Source organism: Paenibacillus gyeongsangnamensis, assembly GCF_027533625.1.
Classification (GTDB): Bacteria; Bacillota; Bacilli; order Paenibacillales; family NBRC-103111; genus Paenibacillus_G; species Paenibacillus_G gyeongsangnamensis.
This window is the reverse complement of record NZ_JAQAGZ010000017.1, coordinates 156094-179989: the sequence shown is the minus strand read 5'-3', so window position 1 is coordinate 179989 and position 23896 is coordinate 156094. Positions and strand designations below refer to the sequence as shown.

At 46.7% G+C, this 23896-nt stretch carries 21 protein-coding genes; 15 read left to right on the top strand and 6 right to left on the bottom strand.

What is annotated here, in order from left to right:
* Positions 1 to 107: 107 nt before the first annotated feature.
* Positions 108 to 1148, bottom strand: a complete 1041-nt coding sequence (locus O9H85_RS24405) for a copper amine oxidase N-terminal domain-containing protein (protein WP_269884011.1) — start codon at positions 1146 to 1148, stop codon at positions 108 to 110.
* 222 nt (positions 1149 to 1370) lie between these two features.
* Here O9H85_RS24405 and coaW point away from each other — a divergent pair, with 222 nt between their 5' ends.
* The 10 genes from coaW (at position 1371) to O9H85_RS24355 (ending at position 12103) form a co-directional block, all read left to right on the top strand.
* Positions 1371 to 2189 carry a type II pantothenate kinase gene (gene coaW, locus O9H85_RS24400; RefSeq protein ID WP_269884010.1) on the top strand — a complete coding sequence of 273 codons (819 nt, stop codon included), beginning with the start codon at positions 1371 to 1373 and terminating at the stop codon, positions 2187 to 2189.
* A gap of 484 nt (positions 2190 to 2673) precedes the next feature.
* Positions 2674 to 3708 carry a LacI family DNA-binding transcriptional regulator gene (locus O9H85_RS24395; RefSeq protein WP_269884009.1) on the top strand — a complete coding sequence of 345 codons (1035 nt, stop codon included), beginning with the start codon at positions 2674 to 2676 and terminating at the stop codon, positions 3706 to 3708.
* A gap of 105 nt (positions 3709 to 3813) precedes the next feature.
* Positions 3814 to 5139, top strand: a complete 1326-nt coding sequence (locus O9H85_RS24390) for an ABC transporter substrate-binding protein (protein WP_269884008.1) — start codon at positions 3814 to 3816, stop codon at positions 5137 to 5139.
* A gap of 72 nt (positions 5140 to 5211) precedes the next feature.
* Positions 5212 to 6093 carry a carbohydrate ABC transporter permease gene (locus O9H85_RS24385; RefSeq protein ID WP_269884007.1) on the top strand — a complete coding sequence of 294 codons (882 nt, stop codon included), beginning with the start codon at positions 5212 to 5214 and terminating at the stop codon, positions 6091 to 6093.
* Between the two features lie 17 nt (positions 6094 to 6110).
* Positions 6111 to 6938 (top strand): carbohydrate ABC transporter permease, encoded by an 828-nt coding sequence (locus O9H85_RS24380; protein ID WP_269884006.1) that lies wholly within the window; start codon positions 6111 to 6113, stop codon positions 6936 to 6938.
* 36 nt (positions 6939 to 6974) lie between these two features.
* Positions 6975 to 8042, top strand: coding sequence for a Gfo/Idh/MocA family protein (locus O9H85_RS24375; protein ID WP_269884005.1), 1068 nt, complete (start codon positions 6975 to 6977; stop codon positions 8040 to 8042).
* Between the two features lie 34 nt (positions 8043 to 8076).
* A complete protein-coding gene (locus O9H85_RS24370) occupies positions 8077 to 9429 on the top strand; it encodes an ABC transporter substrate-binding protein (protein WP_269884004.1) in 1353 nt (450 codons plus the stop codon).
* Positions 9430 to 9465: 36 nt separating this feature from the next.
* A complete protein-coding gene (locus O9H85_RS24365) occupies positions 9466 to 10308 on the top strand; it encodes a carbohydrate ABC transporter permease (protein ID WP_269884003.1) in 843 nt (280 codons plus the stop codon).
* Positions 10309 to 10322: 14 nt separating this feature from the next.
* Positions 10323 to 11165 carry a carbohydrate ABC transporter permease gene (locus tag O9H85_RS24360; RefSeq protein ID WP_269884002.1) on the top strand — a complete coding sequence of 281 codons (843 nt, stop codon included), beginning with the start codon at positions 10323 to 10325 and terminating at the stop codon, positions 11163 to 11165.
* 26 nt (positions 11166 to 11191) lie between these two features.
* A complete protein-coding gene (locus O9H85_RS24355; RefSeq protein WP_269884001.1) occupies positions 11192 to 12103 on the top strand; it encodes a nucleoside hydrolase in 912 nt (303 codons plus the stop codon).
* Positions 12104 to 12304: 201 nt separating this feature from the next.
* Here O9H85_RS24355 and O9H85_RS24350 read toward each other — a convergent pair whose 3' ends face one another.
* From O9H85_RS24350 to O9H85_RS24330, 5 genes are read right to left on the bottom strand one after another with little or no spacing between them, the layout of a single operon-like run.
* Positions 12305 to 12916 carry a DUF1349 domain-containing protein gene (locus O9H85_RS24350; RefSeq protein WP_269884000.1) on the bottom strand — a complete coding sequence of 204 codons (612 nt, stop codon included), beginning with the start codon at positions 12914 to 12916 and terminating at the stop codon, positions 12305 to 12307.
* A gap of 1 nt (position 12917) precedes the next feature.
* Positions 12918 to 13874 carry a hypothetical protein gene (locus tag O9H85_RS24345; protein WP_269883999.1) on the bottom strand — a complete coding sequence of 319 codons (957 nt, stop codon included), beginning with the start codon at positions 13872 to 13874 and terminating at the stop codon, positions 12918 to 12920.
* Positions 13875 to 13925: 51 nt separating this feature from the next.
* Positions 13926 to 14906 carry an Ldh family oxidoreductase gene (locus O9H85_RS24340; protein ID WP_269883998.1) on the bottom strand — a complete coding sequence of 327 codons (981 nt, stop codon included), beginning with the start codon at positions 14904 to 14906 and terminating at the stop codon, positions 13926 to 13928.
* Positions 14907 to 14956: 50 nt separating this feature from the next.
* Positions 14957 to 15715: an SDR family NAD(P)-dependent oxidoreductase gene (locus O9H85_RS24335; RefSeq protein ID WP_269883997.1), complete on the bottom strand. Its 759-nt coding sequence runs from the start codon at positions 15713 to 15715 to the stop codon at positions 14957 to 14959.
* Positions 15716 to 15769: 54 nt separating this feature from the next.
* Entirely contained in the window at positions 15770 to 16885 is a 1116-nt protein-coding gene (locus O9H85_RS24330; RefSeq protein WP_269883996.1) for an aldo/keto reductase, read from the bottom strand.
* Between the two features lie 241 nt (positions 16886 to 17126).
* On the opposite strand from O9H85_RS24330, the gene O9H85_RS24325 reads away from it, so the two are divergent.
* The 5 genes from O9H85_RS24325 to O9H85_RS24305 all read left to right on the top strand — a co-directional run bounded on the left by O9H85_RS24325 (position 17127) and on the right by O9H85_RS24305 (position 23834).
* Positions 17127 to 18011 carry a carbohydrate ABC transporter permease gene (locus O9H85_RS24325; RefSeq protein WP_269883995.1) on the top strand — a complete coding sequence of 295 codons (885 nt, stop codon included), beginning with the start codon at positions 17127 to 17129 and terminating at the stop codon, positions 18009 to 18011.
* Between the two features lie 12 nt (positions 18012 to 18023).
* Positions 18024 to 18848 (top strand): carbohydrate ABC transporter permease, encoded by an 825-nt coding sequence (locus O9H85_RS24320; protein ID WP_269883994.1) that lies wholly within the window; start codon positions 18024 to 18026, stop codon positions 18846 to 18848.
* Between the two features lie 123 nt (positions 18849 to 18971).
* Positions 18972 to 20315, top strand: a complete 1344-nt coding sequence (locus O9H85_RS24315; protein ID WP_269883993.1) for an ABC transporter substrate-binding protein — start codon at positions 18972 to 18974, stop codon at positions 20313 to 20315.
* Positions 20316 to 20473: 158 nt separating this feature from the next.
* On the top strand, positions 20474 to 22207 hold the full coding sequence (locus O9H85_RS24310) for a sensor histidine kinase (protein WP_269883992.1): 1734 nt from the start codon (positions 20474 to 20476) through the stop codon (positions 22205 to 22207).
* Positions 22200 to 23834: a response regulator transcription factor gene (locus O9H85_RS24305; RefSeq protein WP_269883991.1), complete on the top strand. Its 1635-nt coding sequence runs from the start codon at positions 22200 to 22202 to the stop codon at positions 23832 to 23834. Before O9H85_RS24310 ends, O9H85_RS24305 begins: the two co-directional genes overlap by 8 nt.
* The last annotated feature ends 62 nt before the right edge of the window (positions 23835 to 23896 follow it).

The following is a 23896-nucleotide window of genomic DNA, read 5'->3' as shown; positions in this document are numbered from 1 at the left end:
CATCAACCTTGGTAAACGCGCTGGTCCTTGTAAGACAAGGACGGCGTAGCCGTTTATCCTGGCCAGGTCAGTCTATCACTATATTTTTTTGAACAGCTCCGGCTGTGTTATTCTGATTTGGATTCAACAACGACTTTCCAAGCTTTGCCGATCGGAGGGAGGCTCCTGGTCATCGCCGGTCCGTAAAAACCGATGACTTTGGCTCCTTTAACCAGCTCGCTCTTCGAGATCTCGCTGCCATCCTTTTGAATCAGGGCTGTTTCATCTGTTAATTGAAGATCAACTTCACTCGGTTGTTGGCCGGTTAAATCGGTGCCGTTGATGCGCAGGCTCACCTTGCCGTCATCCGTCGTCCGGATATCCTCGATTACGCCGGCCGTTCCCAAAAGATCAGCCTGGATCTTCGGATCCAGTACCGTGATTTTGGTAGTCGACGTTTGAGGCGGCAGGCTGAGGGTCGCAGCCATCGAATGCTCGGCGGACACCGTCAAGCCGACATGAAGATCGGAGAGACTGATCGCCGTGCCGTCCAGCATTTGATAAGCGGTTTCCGGATTGACATTAAGCACTAGCCCGTCCGTGCCGACCCCTTGAATATGTACATAAGAACGGTTATTGGACTGATAAACCGCAGTGATGACACCGCTGGTCTGGACTTTCTTTTGCTGTTCTTCCCGGGATACAGCCACCGAATTTCCTTGAGCCGAGACGGTCCCATGCAGTATTTTGCTTACAAACGAAGCGGGAACATACATTTTGTTATCCACCAATACAGGCGCGGTACCGAGCGTCGTGTACATTTTATTGATAACATAACGGTCCTCACCGGTTTTGACGGTCGTGAACAGGTTGTTCTTGCTCAGGTCCACTGAAAGGTTCTCCTGATTCCAGGTCAGAGTAAACCCAAGTTCCTCGGTAACTGCGCGGAGCGGCAGCATAAGCTCCTTGGTATCAGCTGACGTGAAGCCGGCCTCCGTAATGGATTTGCCGTTCACGGTAATGGTAAGGGTCTGACGAGCCGATGCGGAGATGCCGACCGGAAGCGGGCTGTTCTGAGGCATGCCGCTCGGAGAAGCATAGGCGGTTCCTGCGGTCATCAGGCCGGCGAGCGTCAGAATAGATAAGCTTTTTTTCATGGAAGGTTTCAATAGTGTAATTCCTTTCTGCGAGTTAATTTAATGTACGTCCTCCTGACGCAGCAGGTTTGGATTATGTTGCAGCTTTTTTTGGATTAGATCCAATCAAGATCTACCTTATTACGGTCATAGTGTAGTAGAATAGTTTTCAGCATAACGAATCCCCATGGGTCATGGGGATTTTTTTGGGGATGCGAGGCGGAGTTAAATAACGATAAGAATGGGTGGTTCGTATTGCAAAACAGTAAAACGGTCGGCGTAGACGCTGGAGGTACGCTTATCAAAATTGCTTTCTGGGAGAATGAGGAGCTGAAGTTTCAGAAATTTCCAAGTACCGATCTTCCGGCCGCGACGGAATGGATCCGCCGTCAGTTCCCAGGTGCCGAGATCTGTGTAACAGGAGGGAAAGCAAGTTTATTCCAGGCCCTGATGCAGATTGATTCGGAGCAAATGATCGAATTTGAGGCCACCTGCAGCGGGGCGCAATATTTGCTTCGCAGCCAAAGCTTGCCGGCGGATTCCTTCATACTAACCAATGTCGGAACCGGCACCTCCGTACATTACGTGGAGAATAACCGTCATCTCCGTGTCGGCGGCATCGGTGTAGGCGGGGGGACGCTGATGGGACTTTCCTGTATTATGACCGGAATGAGCGATTATAAAGAAATCATCAGCCTGTCGCGTCAAGGAAGCCGCAAGGCTGTCGACTTGAAAGTAAGCGATATCTATGAAGGAACCACGCCTCCGATACCCGGCGATCTGACGGCCAGCAACTTCGGAAAGGCCAATCATCCCGGTCAGAAGTGGTCGGACCAGGATTTGCTGGCATCGGTCATCGGTGTTGTCGGCGAGACGGTAACGACCGTTAGCATTCTGGCCGCAGCACAGCACGGCACCTCCGCTATCGTCTATATCGGCTCGTCTTTTGTAGATAATGACGTCCTTCGTGAGACGGTAACCGGCTATACGATTCTTAGAGGGGCTGTGCCCACCGTTCTGACGAACGGAGAATACAGCGGTGCGATCGGAGCTCTGCTGTCCCTCAACAGGTGATTTGGGAAAGGCACAAGGCTCCGATCTTGACATGGTTACCCCAGCCGGAACTAACGGATTTAGGTCACGCATGAACCATAGACGAACGATACCCGCATACCGTTCACGTAGAATTGGAGGCATTGTTGGTGAGGAATGGTACAGAGCGCTGAGATTGTAGTAGTAGTGAGGGTTTGGGGAGTAGTACAGATGGTACAGAAATGTGAAACAGAGTCAAAATAAGAGTAGAGTTACCTGATTGTTGACGAAATAAATAGATAATTGTTTTGAAACACCTGTCGTTGATGACAGGTGTTTTTTACTTTTTTAAAATTAATTTTAAAAACTTGCTCAGTGAAACGGTGCATAGCGGGGTTAGAGGGGGTAAATTTTTTTGCCTGCCACAATCCTTAATGCCCGGAATAATTTACGTGGTTACCAAATATGAGTAAGTAGGAGTAAAAACGCTTACACCAAAAGTTCAAAAAAATGAGGTAGAAATCGCATGAAGATTACGATTAAGGAAGTGGCGCAAGCAGCTAACGTATCGATCGCGACCGTGTCCAGAGTGCTGAATGGAAAGAACAAAGTAAAGCCATCCACCCGCGAGAAAATCCTTCACGCCATTGAAAGCTTAAATTTTCAACCGGATCAGAACGCTCGGACCATGATTAATAAAACAACCAAAACCGTCGGGATGCTGGTTCCTGAATTAAAAAACGAATACTGGATGCTGCTGCTGGATGTCATTCAGAAGGAGCTTTGGGAACAAGGGTATACCTTAATCATTGGCTCAACCGATCATCAAGTGGAGAAGGAGACTGCTTTCGTTAAATCTTTTGTCGAGAAGAGGGTAGACGGCATTATTTACAGCTCTTCCGTTATGGAATCTGCCGAAGAAATGAGTGGCATAATTCAGCTGGCCAAGAAATACGATATCCCGATGGTTACCCTGAACCCCAGCATTTCGCAAGCCAATTGCGTATTCGGCGATCATATTCAGGGAGCCTCGGATGCAACGGAACACTTGATTGGGCTGGGACATCGGCATATCGCTTATATTGGCGGCCGTTCCGTCTCAACGAAGCGGGAGCTGGGTTACCGCAATGCCTTTATGATGAATAATCTGGTGGTCAATGAGGCTTTGATTCAAAGGATACCGGGTCTTCCCACGTTCGAAGCCGGATACGAGGCGGCTCATCAGCTGCTGCTGTCGGGTGAGCCTTTCACGGCCATATTCTGCGGCAATGACGTGCTCGCCTTTGGCACCATCAAAGCGCTGGAGGAGCACGGCAAATCCGTTCCCGGGGAAATCGCCGTAGTCGGATATGATGATGTGCATTCGGCCCGTTTGCTTAAACCGGCGCTGACTACGGTCCGGCAGCCGATTCAAGAAATCGGAAGGAGCCTAGTGGAATTGATTATGGATTCCTCCAGCAAAAACCTGAATCAAACCGTTCCCAAAAAAATCATTTACCGGATGCAGCTCATTGTTCGGGACAGCTGTGGAGCGGGTCTAAAGAAAGAAGTTAAAAATTAACCTGTGGAGGGATGACTATCAATTTTTCAAATACGGATAAAAACGTTTTTACTCTTTGTACTTAGTTAAGAGGGTTAACAAGAATTTAAAAGGAGTTGAGCAGGGATGAAGACAACGAAGTTAGTCCTCCTCACGACCGCTCTTGTTCTTTCCGCTGTGGGATGCTCGGACTCAGGGCAGCCATCGCCGAAGGCCGATCCGGGTCAGCCCGCCGCGAAATCCAATCCACCCGCGGGCAATGAGGCTGCCGCCCAGCTGCAGTTCTGGGATATGGTATGGGGGCCCCCGGAATACATCGATACGGCCAAAGCGCTGGTTGACCAATTCAATAAGGAGCATCCGAACATCAAAGTAAATTACCAATCCACCCCCTGGAACAACTGGTATCAAACGTTTACTTCCGCGATCGCCGCGGGGACGGCTCCCGATATCAGCACCGGTGCCGGATACCAAGCTTTTCAATTTTCGCAAATGGGAGCGATTTTACCGATTGACGATGTGATCGACGATCTGAAGAAGAACGGAAAGCTTGATGATTTTTTACCGAATACGGCAGATCTGATGAAATATGACGGTCATTACGTATCTCTGCCTTGGGCCATCGATATCCGCGTACCTTACTACCGGAAGGATTTGTTCGAGAAAGCGGGCGTTACGCCGCCGAAGACCTGGGATGAACTGCGGACGGTCGCCAAAAAACTGAGCGGCGGCGGAAAATACGGCATGGTAATGCCGGGAGATACCGGCGGGACCCATTATGTATTCTCTTTCATGTTTAACAACAATGGCGGGCTTTTTACCAAAGATAAGAAAATCGATTTTACCAATGCACGCAACACCGAAGCGATCCAGTTCTTATCCGACATGGTCAAAGACGGTTCGATCAATCCGGCTGGCTCCGGATTTACCGGCGACGATGCAACCAAGTCCTTCGGGCAGGGCGATGCCGCCATCATTATTAAGAATCCGGGCTTCCCCGCTCAATTGCCTGAACTCAAGGACAAAATCGGCCTTATGGATCCGCTCACGGGACCGCACGGCGACAAAGGAACGATTTTCTGGGTCAATAACATCATGCTGTATAAGCAATCCAAGCATCCGAAGGAAGCGAAGGAGTTCCTGAAATGGTGGTCCGATAATAACAAACCGCTGTGGCTGAAAGGACATGTCACTCAGCTGCCGGTAAGGAAAACGTTTACAGAAGACCCTTACTTTACGAACGACCCGGAACGAAAAGAAATTCTGGAGAAATGGATTCCGATCGGCAAGACAACGGCTTATCCATATCCGGCCGTCTTCCCGGAGCTCAATGAAATCGAAGGCGAAGGCGTCATGCAGACCATGACCCAGGAAATTATGCTGGGTAAGAATCCCAAGTCGATTATGGATAAAGCGGATAAAACGATGAAGTCCATCATGAAGGAAAAATGATTTTTCATCAAGGAGAAGGGCGGTCCGCTGTTTGCCGCTCTTCTGCTCCCTAAAGGGGGAAACTGTTGCAAAATGGAAAATTCCAAAACGAAGCGGAAGGTTGACCTGCTGCCGATCTATTATTTGCTTCCGTCTCTGCTCCTCATTGTACTGATCAATTTTTACCCCTTTTTATCCGGCTTGTTCTACAGCTTGAGCGACGGATCGCTGGTGAAGCAAGGATCCTTCGTGGGGCTCGCCAACTATGTAAGACTTTTTGGGATGCCCGATTTTGGCCATTCCTTGGTCTTTAGCGCCATCTTCGCTTTCTTCTCCGTTATCGGCAGCTACGTCATTGGCCTGGGGCTCGCCGTGTTATTGAATAAGGATTTTCCGGGGAGAGGTTTCTTCCGGGTGGCGCTGCTGGTGCCGTGGATCGTACCCTCGATCGTGTCCATTATCAGCTGGCGTTGGATGCTGGGGGCGCAGGAGGGACTGGTCAATACGTTCCTTGTCTGGCTGGGGCTGGAGCCTGTCTTATTTCTGGCGAATGAGAAATGGGCCATCTTTACGGTCTGCTTGATCAAGATCTGGCGAAGCTTTCCGTTCATGATGGTATCCTGTCTTGCGGGCCTGCAGAGCATCGATTCGGCTCTTTATGAATCGGCAGCCATTGACGGCGCGGGAAGATGGAAATCGTTCGTTTATATTACGCTTCCCCAGCTGAAGTCGATATCGATCGTATGCTGGATTCTGATGACGATTTGGTCGTTTAACGATTTTGATACGATTTGGCTGTTAACCCAGGGAGGACCTGCCAATGCCACCGAAAATTTAATTATTTTGGCTTATAAATATACCTTTACGAAAAATGACGTAGGCACCGGTTCGGCCATGGCGATCATCGCGCTGATCATTCTTATGATGCTGGCCACATTATTCTTGAAAAATCAGAACAAAGAGCAGGACGTATAAGGAGGGAGGGGGCCAAAGTGAAACGCAAGAGCTGGCGCAAATGGATCTTGTTCGCTGCCCTACTGATCATCGTGATCTTGGTCAATTTGCCCATCATTATGGTTATATTGAATTCACTCAAAACGACATCCGAGATCTTATCGAGTAAAAGTATTTTGCCGAAGCACCCCTCGTTTGATAATTATATTTATTTAAATACCCGGGCCAAGTTTTGGATGTATTTCAAGAATAGTATCATCGTTGCGGTCATCGGAACGGGAACGAGCATTGTAATTGCAGCTTTTGCCGGGTACACGCTGTCCAGAGCCCGTTCCCTATTCATTACGCTGTATTCCAAATCGCTGTTGCTGCTGCAGATGTTCCCGCTCATTCTCGTGCTGATTCCCTTGTTTATCATGTTCCGGAAGCTCGATCTGATCAATACGTATTTTGCGGTTTGCATCCTGTACATCACGGCGAATCTGCCCTTTGCCATCTGGATGTATAAGGGCTTCTTCGATGCGATCCCCAAGGATTTGGAGGAGGCCGCATGGATCGACGGATGCACGAAGTCCCAGAGCTTCGTACGAGTCATTCTGCCTATATCGGGTCCCGGCATCGCGGCCGTTGCCATCTTCTCGTTCCTGTTCTCTTGGAATGAATATTTGATCGCCAACGTATTCCTCAGAAAGAACGAGCTCATGACGATCCCCGTAGGGATTCAAATGTTCATGCAGCAGTATGCGACGGACTGGGGAAGCCTTAGCGCAGCCGCCACCATGGCCCTGCTGCCGACCTTTGTGATCTTCCTCTTCGTGCAAAAGTATATGATTCACGGAGCGGTGGCCGGTTCCGTCAAAGGCTGAGGCTTGCCCGTTAAACTCATTAAAGGAGATGAAACGATGAAACGTTTGAACATTGGGGTAGTCGGCTTGGGCGAGGTAGCGCAAATTATTCATTTGCCCATCCTGGAGATGCTCTCTGGGCAGTATAAAATAGCGGCCCTATGCGATATCTCTCCGCAGCTGCTGGAAGCCATCGGAGAGCGTTATGGCGTAAATCAGCGGTATACGGATGCGCACCAGCTTGCCGCCCAGCAGGATCTGGATGCCGTCTTTGTGCTCAACAGCGACGAATACCATGCAGAATGTGCCATAGCTGCGCTGAAAAACAAGAAGCATGTGCTTATTGAAAAGCCGATGGCGTTAAACCAAGCCGATGCGGACGCCATCATCGAAGCCAGGGATGAAGCCAAGGTTCAAGTCATGGTAGGCTATATGCGCCGCTTCGCCCCGGCTTATGTCCGGGCCGTAGAAGAGGTTAAGAACCTGGAGAAAATCCGGTATGCCCGCGTTCGCGATATTATCGGTCAGAATCGTCTCATTATCGAACAATCCAGCAACGTTCTCCGTTTCAACGATATTCCTGAAGAAGCGATCCGAGATCGGTTGAAGCGGGCAAAAAATATGGTGTCGGAAGCCATCGGAGAAGCGCCGCCCGAGCTTGTCTCCGCTTACCGCTTGTTGTGCGGTCTCAGCAGTCATGATATTTCCGCCATGCGTGAAATCATCGGGGTTCCGAACCGCATCAAAGCGGCTGCGGAGTGGAACGGCGGGCGTTATATCAGCGCTATTCTCGAGTACGATGATTTTTATACCACCTTCGAGACGGGCGTAGACAATCAAAGGCGGTTTGATGCTCATATCGAAGTCTATTCTCCCGCCAAATCCATCAAGGTTCAATACGATACGCCCTATATCCGCCACCTGCCGACCCATCTGATCGTATCCGAAACCAAAGGCGATGCTTACCTGGAATCCGTGATCCGGCCGACCTTCAAAGATCCTTATACCCATGAAATCGAATATTTTTATGATGTGGTGACGAACGGTCTTAAGCCCAAAACGACGCCGGAGGATTTCAAAGAGGATCTCTCCATCTTTCAAGAGATTATTGATGTATTGAGATAAGCCGTAAGAATGAGGCTAAAAGGGAGGTATGGACATGAGAAAACCGCTATCGCTTCTTGTCGCTTCGCTAATGCTGCTCACATTCTCGGGCTGCACATCTCCACCCGCTTCAAGCCCTTCCAAGGATTCTACTGCGGGTACGGAGGCATCCACTAAGAAAGCGGAAGTCGGAACAACCGAAATTACGATGATTACGCTGTCGGAGTGGGATAAACGAGGTCTGGCGGATGTCATAGCCGGCTTTGAAAAGCAAAATCCCGGCATTAAAGTAAAGCTGGAGATGTATCCCTTCCGGCAGCTGTTCGAAACCATTGAAGTCAAGCTCGGCTCCAAATCGAAAGAGTATGATATTGTTACCGTCGACGGGCCTCTCGTTTCCAATTATTCTGCCAAAGGCTATCTGGACGCTCTTGAGCCTTATCTTCAAGGAGAGGATTGGAAGAACAAATGGATCGAATCTTCCATCAAAGCCGGGACCTATAACGGGAAACAGCTGATGGCGGCACCGATGAATACCTCGTCGCAGGTGCTGTATTACAATAAAGATATTTTTGAGAAAAAGGGAATCACGCCTCCATCTTTCGATATCAACCAAAGATGGACATGGGAGCAGGTGGTCGATAAGGCCAAGCAGCTGACGTACGATAGCGACGGGCAGCATGTGTTCGGATTCAGCTTCGAGCAAATCGGCCGCGCTTATCAGGTCCTGGCCCTCGCGGAAAGCTTGGGGGCCAAATCGTTAAGCGACAACGGCATAACGGCAACGGGCTTTATTAATTCGGATAAATCCTTGCATGCGGCCAAGTTTTATTATGATTTGTACAATACCTGGAAGGTGAGCCCGAAAATTACCGCCGAAGAGTCGGGGGATTACTTCGCAAGCGGCAAGGTGGCCATGTTCGTCGGGGGAACCTGGAATACGGGGAAATTTAATGCGGCCAAGCTAAACTACGGCATCGCGCCTCATCCTTATTTCCAAGGACAGAAGGTAGCGACGCCGACGGGAAGCTGGCATGTCGGAATCAGCAAATTTTCCACGAAGAAAGAAGCGGCCGCTAAATTCATCCGTTACTTAACCCTCGGGGAGGGATCCAAAATCTGGTTTAACGGAAATCATGACCTTCCTGCCAACAACGATATTTTGAAAATGATTAGTGAAGACAAGAGCTACGACGCATTTCCAAACAACATTTACCGTATAGCCGCTTACGAGGCGCAAAACACGGCCGTTCCGAGACCGGTGACGCCCGGCTATCTGGAATTTGAAACCCTGTATAACAAAGCTTACGACGATATCAAGAACGGCACCGATCCGAAAAAAGCGCTGGATGACGTAGCGGCCCAGATGGATCGCCAGTTGAAAAAATACGAAAGATTAGTGAAGTAACGCCGAAAGGGGAGGGCTATCATTAGAGCCAGATATGTGCCCTATCTGTTCTTGTTCCCCGCTATCGCGCTATTGGTCATCTTTAAGGTTTATCCCATTTTGCTCGGACTTAAGAACAGCCTCTATGCACCGGGCTTTATTGCCGGCCTGGATTCCTTCGTGGGCCTCAGCAATTACGCCGCTTTATTCTCGGATAAGGTGTTTTGGAATTCCGTCTATGTCACCGTTTTCTTTAATCTTTTCATCAATCCGATTCAAATTATACTTGCGTTTATGCTTGCATTATTGCTGAACTCCAAGCTGAAAGGGATCCGCTCATTTCGCAGCATTTGCTTTATTCCGATTGCCGTTTCTTTACCTATTGCGTGTATCTTATGGAATATTATGATGAACCCGGAGCAGGGGGTTATCAATTCCATCTTAATCGCATTGGGATTTCCCCAGCAGCCCTTTCTTACAAGCAAGGATCAGGCGATCTGGGTTATTATCCTCATTGCCACCTGGAAAGGCGTAGGCTATTGGGCTGTTTTTTTGCTGGCCGGTTTACAGGAAGTGCCGGCATCCTTATACGAGGCGGCGAGTATCGACGGGGCCGGGAAATGGGACCGGTTTAAACACGTCACCTTCCCTATGATGAAACGCCCGCTCACTTTCGTTACGGTTGCGGACACCGTCGCCAATTTTTTACTGTTTGCGCCCATGTACATTTTAACCAAGGGGGGACCGGAGAACAGTACGAATGTATTGATGGAAGAAAGCTTTAACAACGCGTTTGTCTATTCGGATCCGGGGCGCGCTTCCGCGATCGTCATTTTACTGCTGATCCTTATCTTGATCATTATAGGGGTCCAGTTCCGATTGCTTCGATCCAAGGTATAGGGGGAATAAGAGGTATGGGAAGAGCATCGCGCCGGGTGAATGCGGCTGTTTATTTCTTACAGATCGTTGTGGCCTTTCTTATCTTGTTCCCTCTGTTATTTGCGATCGTTTCTTCGATCAGGCCGCTGAACGACATCTTTAAATACGTATCGCCGGTGACCTGGAGGACTTTTTTGCCAACAGGCGTTACAATGGAAGCATATGAGCACCTCTTTACTGAGCGTAATTTCGGTACCGTTCTGTTCAACACGTTTTATGTAGCCCTGATGACTGTTGTGTTCGGTGTGTGGATCGGCTCGATGGCCGCCTTTGCTTTTGCCAAGTTTCATTTCCCGGGAAAGCATGTGCTGTTCGGTCTGGTATTGATCACCTTCATGATTCCGTTCGAGGTGATTGCCATTCCTTTGTACGGGCTTGTGAATCAACTTGGATGGATCGATACTTATTATGGGATTGTGGTTCCTGCCGTAGCCAATGGGCTGGTCATTTTCCTGTTCAGGCAATTTTTTCTCGATCTGCCCGATGCTTTGATCGAATCGGCACGAATGGACGGAGCATCCTGGGTAAAAATTTATACGTCCATCATTATGCCGTTAAGCAAGCCCGTTACGGTAAGTGCCGCCCTCATGCTGTTCATCTCCCAATGGGAATCGTTCATGTGGCCGCTGATTGCGACCCGGTCGAAGCAGTACAAAGTCATTCAAGTCGCCATGAGCGATTTCTCGACTGAGCACGCCACGATATGGAATGAATTGTTTGCGGCTTCGGTCATTGCCTTTATCATTCCGATTCTTCTGCTGCTTCCGCTGCAGCGGTTCTTCATCCAAGGCGTTACGAATACAGGCGTTAAGGAATAACATTACATGAAAAGGGAGCGATCCGTATGCCATTTCCAAAATGTCCGCAGGAACAGCTGATCCGTCGTTTGAACCCGCCTGAAGGAAAAGTAAGAATTGTATTGGACACGGATACCTATAACGAAATTGACGACCAATTCGCCGTAGTCTATGCGCTTCAGTCCAAGGCGAAAATCCAGGTTGAGGGCTTCTATGCCGCCCCCTTCTTCAATTCGCTCTCGTCGAGTCCTAAGGATGGAATGGAGAAGAGCTACCTGGAGCTGGAAAAAATATTGTCCATTATGGGAAGAAACGACGATATTCCAATTTATAAAGGCTCGGAATCGTATTTGATTGATGCGCACACTCCAGTGGAAAGCGAAGCGGCGAGGAATCTGGTGGAGAGAGCGATGGCTTCCGGTGAAGACGACCCTTTGTATGTAGTGGCCATAGGCGCAATCACCAATGTGGCTTCGGCTCTTCTCATGGAGCCGCGCATCGTAGATAAGATCGTTGTGCTGTGGTTAGGAGGGCATGCGCTGCATTGGCCGAATACGAAGGAATTTAACCTTGCCCAGGATTTGCATGCTTCCCGAATCATACTTGATAGCGGAGTCCCGCTCATCTTGGTTCCCTGCATGGGCGTGTCCTCCCATTTGCAGACAACGTTGTCGGAGATTCGGGATTATGTGAAGGAAAAGGGGGGGATCGGCGAGTATTTGTACACGACCTTTAAGGATTGCCACAACGATCACTTCGGTTACTCCCGCGTGATCTGGGATATTTCGACGATCGCTTTTTTGAACAACGCCGCCTGGTTGCCCAGTTCTCTCGTTCACAGCCCCATCTTGTCCGAGGACTTCCGCTGGAGCTTTGACTCATCCCGGCATTTCATTCGATACGTCAACCATATTCATAGAGACGAGATATTTAAAGATTTATTCGGGAAGCTCTCCTAGCTCGGCAAAAAATAGACGGATTGTATGCTGAATCTTCTCGTGTCTAAAACGGACCGAGAAGATTTTTTTTATTTGGCAGAAAACAGCAAATGCCGGAGTTCACTTCAGCCATAATAGATTTGCATCTTGCCCAGAACAAAGACATCGATTATACGATAAGTAACTTTAACCTAGAGAAAAGGCTGTCACGCAAAATCTTATTCATTCCCCTGATCTCAAATTTGTTACCGGTACATGGGAATATTCGAAGTAATCAAAGGAGGTTCTGCAGCCGTTGCCCATGGGTGACTGTGCTGCTACTCCAACCTTGATTTCTGCTGGAGCTTCCATACGGAAATACCTCACCAGAGTCCACGATTTTCCATCTAATGAATAAAAGAAGGCGAAACAATTCCCGAATCTGGAAGCTCTCAGGTAAGGCTTCTTCTCGCTTACTTTCTCTGAATTGCAGTCATCCGAAGTACCCCTAGTCACTACACTTACCATAGTCGGAATTTTATTTGGAAATTCAAAGCATAGCTTTGCCCAGTTTTCTTCATCAACCAAGAACATGATACAAGCGGAATCGAAATCTTCGATCATGTCCGCTTCGACTCGAGTCGATACTGTAAAATCGCCGTTGAGCATGGTGTAAAGGTAAGGGGCCGAGTTTCTCGAACTTCCTCCCTTTGGATCGCAGAAGATATCCGCTAAAGGAGGAGCGATTATCGTTAGCTTGCCGTCATCGTCAAATCCCCAAGATTCAGGTTCATTATTCCAGTGAAAGTCTGGAGCTAATTGTTGACCCTGCCGGCATTTTTCAAAAAGATTCATATTAGACCTCCTCACTCCTGCTAAGATTCCGGATCGTCTCAACCGAATGCTTGAACGTGAGCGCTTTGTCTTGATCATGAAACAGCGGGGCACCTGCATACAGCTGAATCCCCCATGATGGTACATCCGATGCCGCAGTATCCGTCAGACTCTCTGAGTAATCCAATGCATCCAGAATCAGCTGAACCTTGCGATGGGCTGGAACAAATTCAGACGACTGTGCGAGCCACTCCCGTCCCCAGCCCGGGCTGCGTCCGCTTTTCGAACAATAAATAAGCGGGGTAAACACATCAATAGCTTCTGATAACCATTGATAATTCTGGGCGAATATTCGGGTCAACGCGCCATTGAATTCATCGGGTGTCCATGGACACATATAGGCGCCGACTATGCAATCAGGCAGGCGAGCTTTGATCAGTCTCGAATAATGAAGCGCTAAATCGGCAATTTTACGACACTTATAATTCTTCCATTCCTCCGAATAGCTTGCTAATATTTCTTCCGGAGCTGTGGCGTCAACAGCTGCAGTATTGCAGAAATCGGCGATACAGTCCCGGCAAAAGCAGCTTTCCTGCAGATCAGGCTGAGAAGTTTCGAACCAGCCTGCATAGGTCAAGTAATCGAGCCATATACCTCTTGGTTTAAATTGCTTCATACCAGCTAGCAGTTGCTCTTCAATTTCGGCCAAAAAGTCCTTTTGTGATAAACATACTCCCTGTACCAACCGGCCGTATCGAATCGGTTTACCGTATACCCCGATAGGAATGAGCTTGGGATACTTTTGGAAATCGGCGCGAAAAGTTTTGAATTCCACACAGGCTTCTAATTTCTGCTCCGCGCAGGCTGCGAAATTTGCTTCATTAAACCCGTGAAACCATCTGGCGTTGACGCCATAATCTTTAATGTTGGCGGGCAACTCTCCGCTTCCGTATGGACCGAACAATAAGGGTATCGACATCACCATTCTCCTCATTGTTAATATTCATCAGGGGGGGCTTGACTATCTAGTCTAAAATGGCAGCTCCACACCAAATTCAGCTGCCGCATCGGATAGGATAGCCATATGATTTTCGTCTACAGGAATACCTGAGATTCCCCAGTCCACCTCGCGCTCAAATTCCAGAACTCCGGGTAAACTCGCCTTCTCATACCCTGGCATAGGTTGCATTTCTCTTGTTAACTTCATGTAAGTATCCATTTCATTTTTCAAGTCACCAATGGCTATGAAGCGGCCGGGATCCAGCGCAATGATCAAAGAACCCTGATTCGCACCTTGATACCGGCGTTTGGCTCTCTCTTCGTTTACCGGAACACCCGCCAGAAAGCCACCTAATGCTTGACACATAAAACCGAGGCCCATGCTGCGAAAAACAAGACCAGGAGCCAATTTGAACAGCTCCAAAACATGTGGAGAGGATTCATACAAGTCATGCATAGCGCCAAAGTCAAGCACCATTGGAACCTTTTCTCCACCGGGTACGGCAAATGACATCGGAGAACCTCCTGCTGCCCGCATGATGGAATCCTCAGGACGAAGAGATAACTGATGTCCGGATGTAACATAACCAATGAGGCCATTCTCGGCCAATATACGAGAGTAGATACCCGCTGCGCCGATATGCCCGTGATTGCGGGTAACAGCGGCTGCTATACCGATGTTACGGCATCGGTCAATAATTTCCTCCGCTCCTCGGTAAGCGGCGAAATATCCGAGTCCCCCATCTCCGTCTATAACAATCGTCGCAGAGGATTCATTTGCCGTGCTCATTTGCGGATCCGGATTAATCAATCCGTTACGCATAATGCGGGCATACGCGGCTATCTGTATGGAGCCATGACTATATACACCCCGGAGGTCATTCTTGACTAAAAGCTCAGCTAGAAATTTCGCCTTTTCTTCAGGCATGCCGGCTTCTTGTGCAAGAGTGCTAACAAAGCTTTTCATCTTGCCCTTGTCGACTTTTACAAATTCCCTGCGATCTGTATTCATTGACTCCATTCCTCCATTAATCCAGAATTACTTTCTTAGCGGGGGTAAGTTTAATCCATCAATTGTCCGCCATTGACTTCAATAATTTCACCGGTTATATAATCTGCATACGGAGAGGCCAAAAATAATGCGGCACCTATGGTTTCTTCAGGTGTACCTTCACGGCCCATCGGGATGGAAGACAATGTTTTCGTCCTGATGTCGAGAGGCGTGAACCGATCATGAAAAGGAGTTGTAATGACGCCAGGCGCTATAGCATTAACTGTGATGTTGTACTCGATTAAGTCCTTAGCCAATCCGCGGGTCATTGTGCTGACTCCACCCTTTGAAGAAGCATATGCAATGGACCCAAAACCGCCGCCATTTCTTGCTGCAACGGAAGTTACATTAATAATCCGGCCTTTTTCTGCGCGTTTTAATAAAGGTAATGCGGCTTTCGTGACCAGATAAACGGATTTCAAGTTTACGTTCATTACACGATCCCACAATTCCTCGTCCAAGTCCTCTAACCGTGCTCTTTTAATCAATGCGCCTGCATTATTCATCAAGATATCCAATCTTCCGAAGGATTCCTCAATCTGACGCACCATGCTCTCCACTTGGAGACGGTCTGCTACGTCGCCTTTTAATAGCAAGCATTTTTTGTTACAGTCTTTAATTTCCTCTTCCAGCTTTTGGGCCTCGTCCACACTGGAATTGCAGTGAATGATGACATCGGCTCCATGATTGGCAAATGCCAGCGCAGCAGCCCTGCCAATTCCAGTGCTGCTGCCTGTCACCCAAACGACCTTGTTTTCAAAAGAATACAATTGAACAATCCCCTCTCTAGCAAAATAATGAGTTGGATGAATTACTTCTTTATTCTAGAATGGTTCTTTCTGCCCGGTTAATTTATAGTGGGCGATTTCCAGTTTATTGACAATCGGCAGATGGTATGGACACAGCTTCTCGAGTTCCTTACAATCATTAAAATGTTCAGGATTCACATTCAGCTCAGCATATCGCTCCATAGCTACGTTTTGCGTCCCAAACCAGTGCCGCAACCGGTCTCTTAAAGCAAATTCAGCCGCATCGCGAACCTTGCCGTCTCGCAGTTGACGGTCATACATGCCTTCCAACTGAAAAATCTTTTCGATCGGAAGATCATGAGGTGCCGGTTCACATTTGCTGCAAAGCCTGCATACGTAATTACCTAATTCAGGAGCCGTACGGAATAAATCTTCCTTCTCCTCTTCCGTCATCGGGGTAAAATCTTCAGCCAGCTTCAGATCCATTTCCAGCATTTCCATTGTATTGAATCCGGCCACGACCGTCGACACAGGTAAACTGAAAGCGTAGCGGAAAGCCTGCTCCGGCGAACGGTACAACAATCCGTCTGCTACCGGCTTCATGCCGATAATACCGATTCCTTTTTCCTGACAAAGCGGTATTAACTCTGATTCGCTGGTTGGAAAATTAAAACGGTCGAAATAATTAAACGTATGCATGACCGCATCCATCGGATAACGATGGATCGACTCGATGAGCGTATCGGCCCATCCGTGCATCGACATGCCGATATAACGGATTTTCCCCGCCTCTTTTGCCTCTTCGAAGGCCCGGACCGCTCCTTCCTCTGAAAAAATTTCGTTGACTTCCTCAAAAGATTTCACACCATGAAAAAGCATCAGGTCCACATGGTCGGTGTTCAAATTTCGAAGGGATTCGTCAATGAGTTCGGACGCCGTTTTACGATCTCTAGCCGGACATTTGCTGACAAGAAACATGGAGTTCCTGCGGTCCTTTACGACTTGTCCGATTTTCTTTTCCGATTCGCCTTTACCGTAGCTGTAAGCCGTCTCCACGTAATTGCCGCCCGCGTCGAGATACCGGTCTATAATAGCCTTCCCTTCAGATTTACTAATTTCCAATAAGTGAAAGCCGCCTAGACCAAGCATACTGATTTTTTCACCGGTTTTACCTAAAGTACGCATCTGCATCGATTCATTTCCTCCTCTGATTAATCTAACTTCATTATAGAAATAAAATGTAATTCACGTAAGAACTTACAATAATCTAACCTAGTATTGTTCAGGTAAGGAAGCCTTACTTCAACAAGATGATATCGATATTCGTCTATCGAAAAAGTATAAATTTTTTCAAACAGGTCACTTTCATGGCTTATGGAGGCTTGGCAGGTTCCTTATAATTAAAATAAAAAAGAAAGGAAAGGCTGAGCTCATGAAAAAAAACAATGTAATCGAAACTATAACGGGTTATATGTTTATTGCCCCATTAGCCATAGGATTATTAGTACTTACGCTGATTCCTATCATCTTATCGTTGATCATAAGTTTTACGAGCTGGAGCTTGGTTCAAGGGGTAAAAGGGATTAAATTTATCGGAATGAAAAATTTTGTCGTTCTTTTCCATGATCCCGTATTTCTTAAATCATTGAGCAATAACTTCATCTTTATTCTTGTTGTACCGACCACCATGGCTATAGCGTTACTTCTTGCCATTATTATTAACAAAAACGTATATTGGAAAGATTTGTTCAAGGTTGTTTATTTTATGCCTTATATCTCAAGCATCGTGGCAGTGGCTATCGTTTGCCAGGTGCTCTTTCATCCGGAATACGGTCCGATCAACGAGACGCTTAAGACACTCGGCATGGCCAATCCTCCGAAATGGCTTGCCGATCCCCAGTTTTCATTGCTTACTGTCATGGGAATTACGGTTTGGACAGGCTTGGGGTATAATCTGATCATTTATTTGGCAGGCTTGCAAAATATTCCGAAGGATTTGTATGAAGCTGCAGATATCGACGGAGCAGCGGCAATTACCAAATTCTTTAAAGTAACACTTCCTCTGTTATCGCCGACGACATTTTTTCTTCTGGTTACCGGTATTATAGGTTCGTTTAAGGTGTTTGATATCATTGTCGTGTTGACCAACGGAGGACCTTCCGATTCCTCTTCGATGATGGTGTTTTATTTGTACCAGCAGGCTTTTATCAATTTGAAGACAGGCTATGCTTCGGCGATATCGGTCATATTGCTCTTATGCGTATTGGTCATCACGTTGATTCAATTTTTCGCCCAGAAAAAATGGGTCAATTACTAGGAGGTTCGCCCAATGAATCTTAGCATACGAAAAGCAAGTGTCACAGCTCTCATGCTGATCGTGGGATTGCTGTTTCTGTTCCCGTTCTTCTGGATGATTTCCGCTTCTCTTAAACAGGAGATTGATGTATTCAATTTTCCGATCGAATGGATTCCCAAGCATTGGAATGCCATTCAAAACTATACCCAAGTATGGGAGAAAACTCCGTTTCCGCAGTATTATGCCAACTCGATCATTGTTGCAGTAATGACGACCCTTATGTCCGTTCTCTTTTCCTGCATGGCGGCTTACGGTTTTACCAAAGTTAAGTTTAAAGGAAGAGACGTTATATTTATTATTTTGCTGGTCGTGTATATGATCCCGCATCAAGCGATTCTTGTGCCGCAATTTATTATTTTTCGTTGGCTAGGCTTGTATGATACCCATCTCGGCTTAATATTTTTGAACTGCTTCAGCGTATTGGGCACCTTTCTGCTCCGGCAGTTTTTCTTAAGCGTCAACGATGAATTTATCGAGTCCGCCCGAATGGACGGAGCCGGCCATGCCCGTATTTTTTTATCAATCATCCTGCCTTTGGTAAAGCCGGCCGTTGCGACTTACGCGATATTAAGATTCATCTGGACCTGGAACGATTACCAAAACCCGCTGATTTTTATCAAAAGCCAAAAGTTATTTACTTTGCAGTTGGGCATACAATCGTTCGGCAATGAAAACGGACAGTTTTATTCTTTGGTTATGGCCGGAGCCGTATCGGCGATTTTTCCGCTGCTGATCGTCTTCGTGCTTGGACAAAAGCATGTCATTGAAGGTATTTCCGCAGGCGGTGTGAAAGGCTAAACCGCATTCAGGTAAAAATATTTGCTAACAGGTTAAAATTTTTACTTATGCCATTATAGTTAGTTCACTATAATGAAATACATCCGAGACATATTCAATACATTTAAAGGGGGATTTTTTTCCATGAAGAAGACAAGTGCTTTGCTGCTTTCAAGCGCAATGATGGTTTCTTTATTGGCCGGCTGCGGGGGCCAGCCCGCGGAAGAGCAAACGAATAAGGGCGCCGCTAACGCCGGTCAGGTCAACTTAAAGCTGTACACCTGGTTATCGGAAGATACGGCTCACTGGAGTAAAATTTTGCCGGAGTTCTACAAAGAATATCCGAACATTAAAGTCGATGTGAACATTCTTGCGACGAAAGACGACGCACACGAAGCAATGAAAAAGCTCGACTTGGCTGCCGCTTCGGGACAGGAAATGGACGTTGTCATGCTGAATAATTCAACTGGCTACTCGCAACGCGTCAACGCGGGAATGCTGGCTCCGCTCGACGATTACCTGAAAGCGGATGGAGTCACTTACGACAGCGAGTATAAAGCGACTACCCAAATTAACGGCAAATATTATGCGCTTCCAGGAAGATTATTGACCTGGTTCGTCTTACTGAATAAGCAGAAGCTGGATGAAGCGGGACTGCCGGTGCCAAAAGAATGGACTTGGGACGAGTTTATGGACTACTCCAAAAAGCTGACCAAGGGCGAAGGTCCGTCCAAACTGTACGGAACGTACTTCCACGCGCCTAACTGGATGCAGTACATCACCCTGGCTAACGTGAACAATCCGGAAAACAACCAGATCGTCTCTTCGGACGGTAAAGTTAACATCAACACCGACCGCATCCGAAAATCACTGCAAATCGCGAATCAAGTGGAAAACGTGGACAAATCGGCCCATTCCTATGCGGATGTCATTTCCCAGAAGCTTACGTACCGCAACGAATATTTCGGCGGCAAAGCGGCCATGATTCCAACCGGTAACTGGATGATTACGGAAACGGCTGGTACTGCAGCAATTCCAGCGAAATTTGTTACCGCATTTGCTCCGTATCCTAAATATTCGAAGGACGATCCGAACGGCCAAACGCTTGCAACCATTGACTATGTCGGTGTAGCTGCAAGTTCAAAACATCCGAAAGAAGCTTACCAGTTCACTCGCTGGTTTTCGACAAAAGGGATCCTGGCTGCGGAAAATATGATTTCATCCTGGAATAAAGCGGATTTGAACAAAATGATCGACGGTCTTTTAAAAACAGGCACGAATCCGGAAATGGTCGACAGAACGTCGTTGGAGTATGTAATGAACTCGGCCAAGGCGGTTAAAATCGTCGCTCCTCCAGCTTACATCGTCGATGCAGAAAGCCGTTATACATCGGAAGTCGAGAAATACTTGCTCGGAAAACAGGATTTGGAAACGACGATTACGAATGCAGAGAAAGCCGTAACCGACGTAGTTAAAACAAATAAATAATCTATAAATGTATAAATAGGTTATAATGGTTCTATCCAGCTCAAACAAACTGTGGAGAGCGGAATGCTCTCTACAGTTCCTACGTTAAAGGCGAAGAAGTGATAGAATTGAGACAAAAATTTAGAAAACTTGTTAATCTGTCTTTGCGGCGGAAGATTATGTTCTCCATTATTATTTGTCTGATCGCTCCGCCGGTCATAGCCATTCAAGTATCCAATTATTTCACAAGAGATGTCTTGCGCGAACAAGCGGCCAAAAATGCGCGTGAATCGTTGGATGTCGCGAATTTATTTGTCACGCATCTGTTTAATACCATGATCTACATGACCAATAATATTCAATTCGATAACGAAACCACCACAGTCATGAAGAAGCTGGGACAACAACCGTTAGATCCGGCGCAATTAGTGCTGGATGGCAAATATATGACGAATAAACTGGAGACGCTCGTTTTCTCGACGGATCATGTGTATATGTCTGTCCTGTTGCCCAACAACGCGTATTTTACCAACTATTCCGGTTCAGAATTCGATCCTTTGAAATTCCGTTCTGAGCCTTGGTTTCCAAAGCTGGACCGATTGACGGATTACGATATTCTTTGGGTCGGCTCGCACCCGAACTATATTCAATCCAGAAGTAAAGCAAGTCCGTATATGATAACGATAGCAAGAGTATTGAAATCGGGAAATTCCCAGCCTTATGCGTATCTTATTTTAAGTGTGGAAGCGCAGATGATCAACGATTTCTTCAACAAGTATGCCCCTACGCAAAAGATGGCGCTTACGGATTCCGCGGGAAAGATACTCGCAGGCACGGACAACGATCAGATCGGAACAACATTCGCTTATGCAGACACGATAACGGATCCGTTGAAACCGAAATTTTTGATGGTAGACCATCAAGAGTATATTTTATTAAATGAATCCATTCTTTTTTCCGGATGGCATCTGGTTAGTTTAATATCTTATGAAAATGCTATCGGAAAGATTCAAAATATTCGAACGAATGATTATTTGGCGCAGTTTGTCTTTTTACTTATTTTTATTGTTTTTCTATTTTGGATTATTAACAGAATTACGAAACCGCTGATCGTATTGGCTAAAGTGGCTTCCAATGTCAACTTGGGGACGTTGAGTGTCAGAGCGGATATACATGGTTCGGATGAAATAGGACGGTTGGGCCGGGTATTTAATCAAATGCTGGACCGAATCGAATCGATGATTGATCAAATTACGGAGGAACAGACACGTAAACGCAAGCTGGAGCTGGAGCTGCTGCAAGCGCAAATCAATCCGCATTTTTTCTTTAATCTTTTAAATTCCATTCGTATGAAGATCAGAATGAGGGGGGATATTGAAAGCGCAGATATCATTTCTTCTTTGTCTAAATTGCTTCGTATGACGATCAATCGAAATAACGAATTTGTACCGGTGCATTTGGAAGCGGATACGGTCAGACATTATGTCAAGCTAATGAATGTAAGGCACAATCAGAAAATACAGTTTGAGGAATCTATTGCTTCTAACGTCCTTTTGGAGGAGATTCCCCGGCTAACGATCCAGCCATTTATCGAAAATGCCTTTATCCACGGATTAAATCAAAAATACGGTCATATCGTCTTATCCATCTGGAAAGATGAAAACTATTTGTTCATCTCCGTGAAGGATGACGGGGTCGGCATCGGGGTTCAAAGAATGACCGATCTCCAAAAATCGTTAAAACGTGAGGAGAACAGCAGAATCAACGGCATCGGATTGAAAAATGTGTATGACCGGTTAACGATGGTTTACGGCACTTCCTTTAAAATGGATATTCATAGCGATGTACACAAGGGCACAGAGATTAGAATCAAACTTCCGCTTACAGGAAAAGGGGAGGTTTACCATGTATAAGGTAATGCTGGCAGACGACGACTATCCTGTGATTGAGTTTTTAAACCAAGAGCTGCCATGGGATGAGCTGAACCTGAAGCTGATCGGCTACGCGGAGGACGGTTTGTCTGCACTGGCTAAAGCGCAGCAGGACATGCCCGATATATTGATCACAGATATCGGCATGCCCGGTATGGACGGGATTGAGCTTGCGCAGCATTTGAAGCAGCTCCACCCGGGAATGCGTACGGTTATTTTGTCCTGCCATGATGAATTTCACTACACTCGCCAAGCTGTTCAGCTGCAGGTGCAGGATTATGTGCTGAAGGAATCTATGGAAATTGAAGAGATCGTCCAGATCTTGAAAAAGCTTGTGGTTCAACTGGACGAGGAGCGGATCGAGGCCAAGAAAAACCAAGGGTTTATGCAATCGGTTAAGCAGAATCAGGATGTTTTGAAAGAGAAGCTGATCAGCAAGCTGTTACATGCTCCTATCTTTAATGAGGAGGAGTGGTACGACAAGTTTGAAAAATTCGGTGTGAGCTTTTCAGGTAAGCCGTACCTCCCGGTCAATTGCTACATCAATCAGTATGACAAACAAATGAAGCGGTTCCAATCTGAAGAAGTGCTTGCTTATGCGGTAAGCAACGTCGTTGAGGAAATTCTGGATCAGTCTTGTGAGGCCGTTTATTTCCGTTTAGACACGAAAGAGCTGTTGCTGTTGTTTGCCGGCCCGGGAATCAAGCGGAACAGCGCTGCGGAATTCGATATGCAGCCTTTAAGAGAAATTCAATCCGCCATTCATAAATATGTTAGAATCAATGTTTCTTATGTGATAGGTGAACATTACAGCAGCAGCATCAAAAGCTTAAAAAAGGAAATTAATACCCTGCTGGAGCTGTCCGATCAACGTTTTTATTTGCCCGATGGTGTGATTACCCGTGTAAATCAGGTGTCGGTTCCATTTGCCCAAGAACATATTTTTCAATATTACGCTGAGGTCTCTGATGCTTTGGGAAAATTGCTAATGGATGAAACGACGGAGCAGATCGATGAAACGATATCAGGATGGTTTCGATTTTTTGTGGAGCGCAGGTTTCATCCGGAAGAGCTGAAAAGCTTCATTCTCAGATTAGTGATGGATCAGTATGTGAAATTCAGGTCATCGGCGCAATATTTTGAGTATACCTTATCTCAGGAGCGGCTGCATCAAGCTATTTTATCTGTTGAATCCGTTTTTGAGCTGGAGGTATGGCTGAACCAATTTTGGAAATCGCTTATTGAATCTATATCGATGATGTCCAAACGCTCGCGGCGTATGGAAATTATTAAGGCGCAAAAATATGTGCTTACCCATCTCGATCAGAAGATCACACTGGAAGATGTTTCGGACAAGCTGCATTTGAACCCGGCTTATTTCAGCCGATTATATAAAAAAGAAACGCAGGAAAGCTTTATCGGGTACGTGACCCGAATGAAGGTGGAGAAGGCAAAGGAATGGCTGGAAACGACGAACAAAACCGTGGAAGAAATTGCTTATCATCTGGGGTATGACAACAAGAGCTACTTTAATAAGTGTTTCAAGTCCATTTATAATATGTCGCCCTCCCAGCTGCAGAAGCATTTTGGTTCCAAATCATTTTTATAGGATGGAGGTGTTGAGTGTGAGGGGAGTTTACGGGTGAGATAAAGACCCCATTAAAGCGCTTA

What these genes read in the sequence shown, in the direction of transcription:
- O9H85_RS24395 (WP_269884009.1), top strand. Translation starts at nt 2,674, where the DNA reads ATGAAGATTACGATTAAGGAAGTGGCGCAAGCAGCTAACGTATCGATC.
- O9H85_RS24390 (WP_269884008.1), top strand. Translation starts at nt 3,814, where the DNA reads ATGAAGACAACGAAGTTAGTCCTCCTCACGACCGCTCTTGTTCTTTCC.
- O9H85_RS24385 (WP_269884007.1), top strand. Translation starts at nt 5,212, where the DNA reads ATGGAAAATTCCAAAACGAAGCGGAAGGTTGACCTGCTGCCGATCTAT.
- O9H85_RS24375 (WP_269884005.1), top strand. Translation starts at nt 6,975, where the DNA reads ATGAAACGTTTGAACATTGGGGTAGTCGGCTTGGGCGAGGTAGCGCAA.
- O9H85_RS24370 (WP_269884004.1), top strand. Translation starts at nt 8,077, where the DNA reads ATGAGAAAACCGCTATCGCTTCTTGTCGCTTCGCTAATGCTGCTCACA.
- O9H85_RS24360 (WP_269884002.1), top strand. Translation starts at nt 10,323, where the DNA reads ATGGGAAGAGCATCGCGCCGGGTGAATGCGGCTGTTTATTTCTTACAG.
- O9H85_RS24355 (WP_269884001.1), top strand. Translation starts at nt 11,192, where the DNA reads ATGCCATTTCCAAAATGTCCGCAGGAACAGCTGATCCGTCGTTTGAAC.
- O9H85_RS24350 (WP_269884000.1), bottom strand. Translation starts at nt 12,916, where the DNA reads ATGAATCTTTTTGAAAAATGCCGGCAGGGTCAACAATTAGCTCCAGAC.
- O9H85_RS24345 (WP_269883999.1), bottom strand. Translation starts at nt 13,874, where the DNA reads ATGTCGATACCCTTATTGTTCGGTCCATACGGAAGCGGAGAGTTGCCC.
- O9H85_RS24340 (WP_269883998.1), bottom strand. Translation starts at nt 14,906, where the DNA reads ATGAATACAGATCGCAGGGAATTTGTAAAAGTCGACAAGGGCAAGATG.
- O9H85_RS24330 (WP_269883996.1), bottom strand. Translation starts at nt 16,885, where the DNA reads ATGCAGATGCGTACTTTAGGTAAAACCGGTGAAAAAATCAGTATGCTT.
- O9H85_RS24325 (WP_269883995.1), top strand. Translation starts at nt 17,127, where the DNA reads ATGAAAAAAAACAATGTAATCGAAACTATAACGGGTTATATGTTTATT.
- O9H85_RS24320 (WP_269883994.1), top strand. Translation starts at nt 18,024, where the DNA reads ATGAATCTTAGCATACGAAAAGCAAGTGTCACAGCTCTCATGCTGATC.
- O9H85_RS24315 (WP_269883993.1), top strand. Translation starts at nt 18,972, where the DNA reads ATGAAGAAGACAAGTGCTTTGCTGCTTTCAAGCGCAATGATGGTTTCT.
- O9H85_RS24310 (WP_269883992.1), top strand. Translation starts at nt 20,474, where the DNA reads ATGTTCTCCATTATTATTTGTCTGATCGCTCCGCCGGTCATAGCCATT.
- O9H85_RS24305 (WP_269883991.1), top strand. Translation starts at nt 22,200, where the DNA reads ATGTATAAGGTAATGCTGGCAGACGACGACTATCCTGTGATTGAGTTT.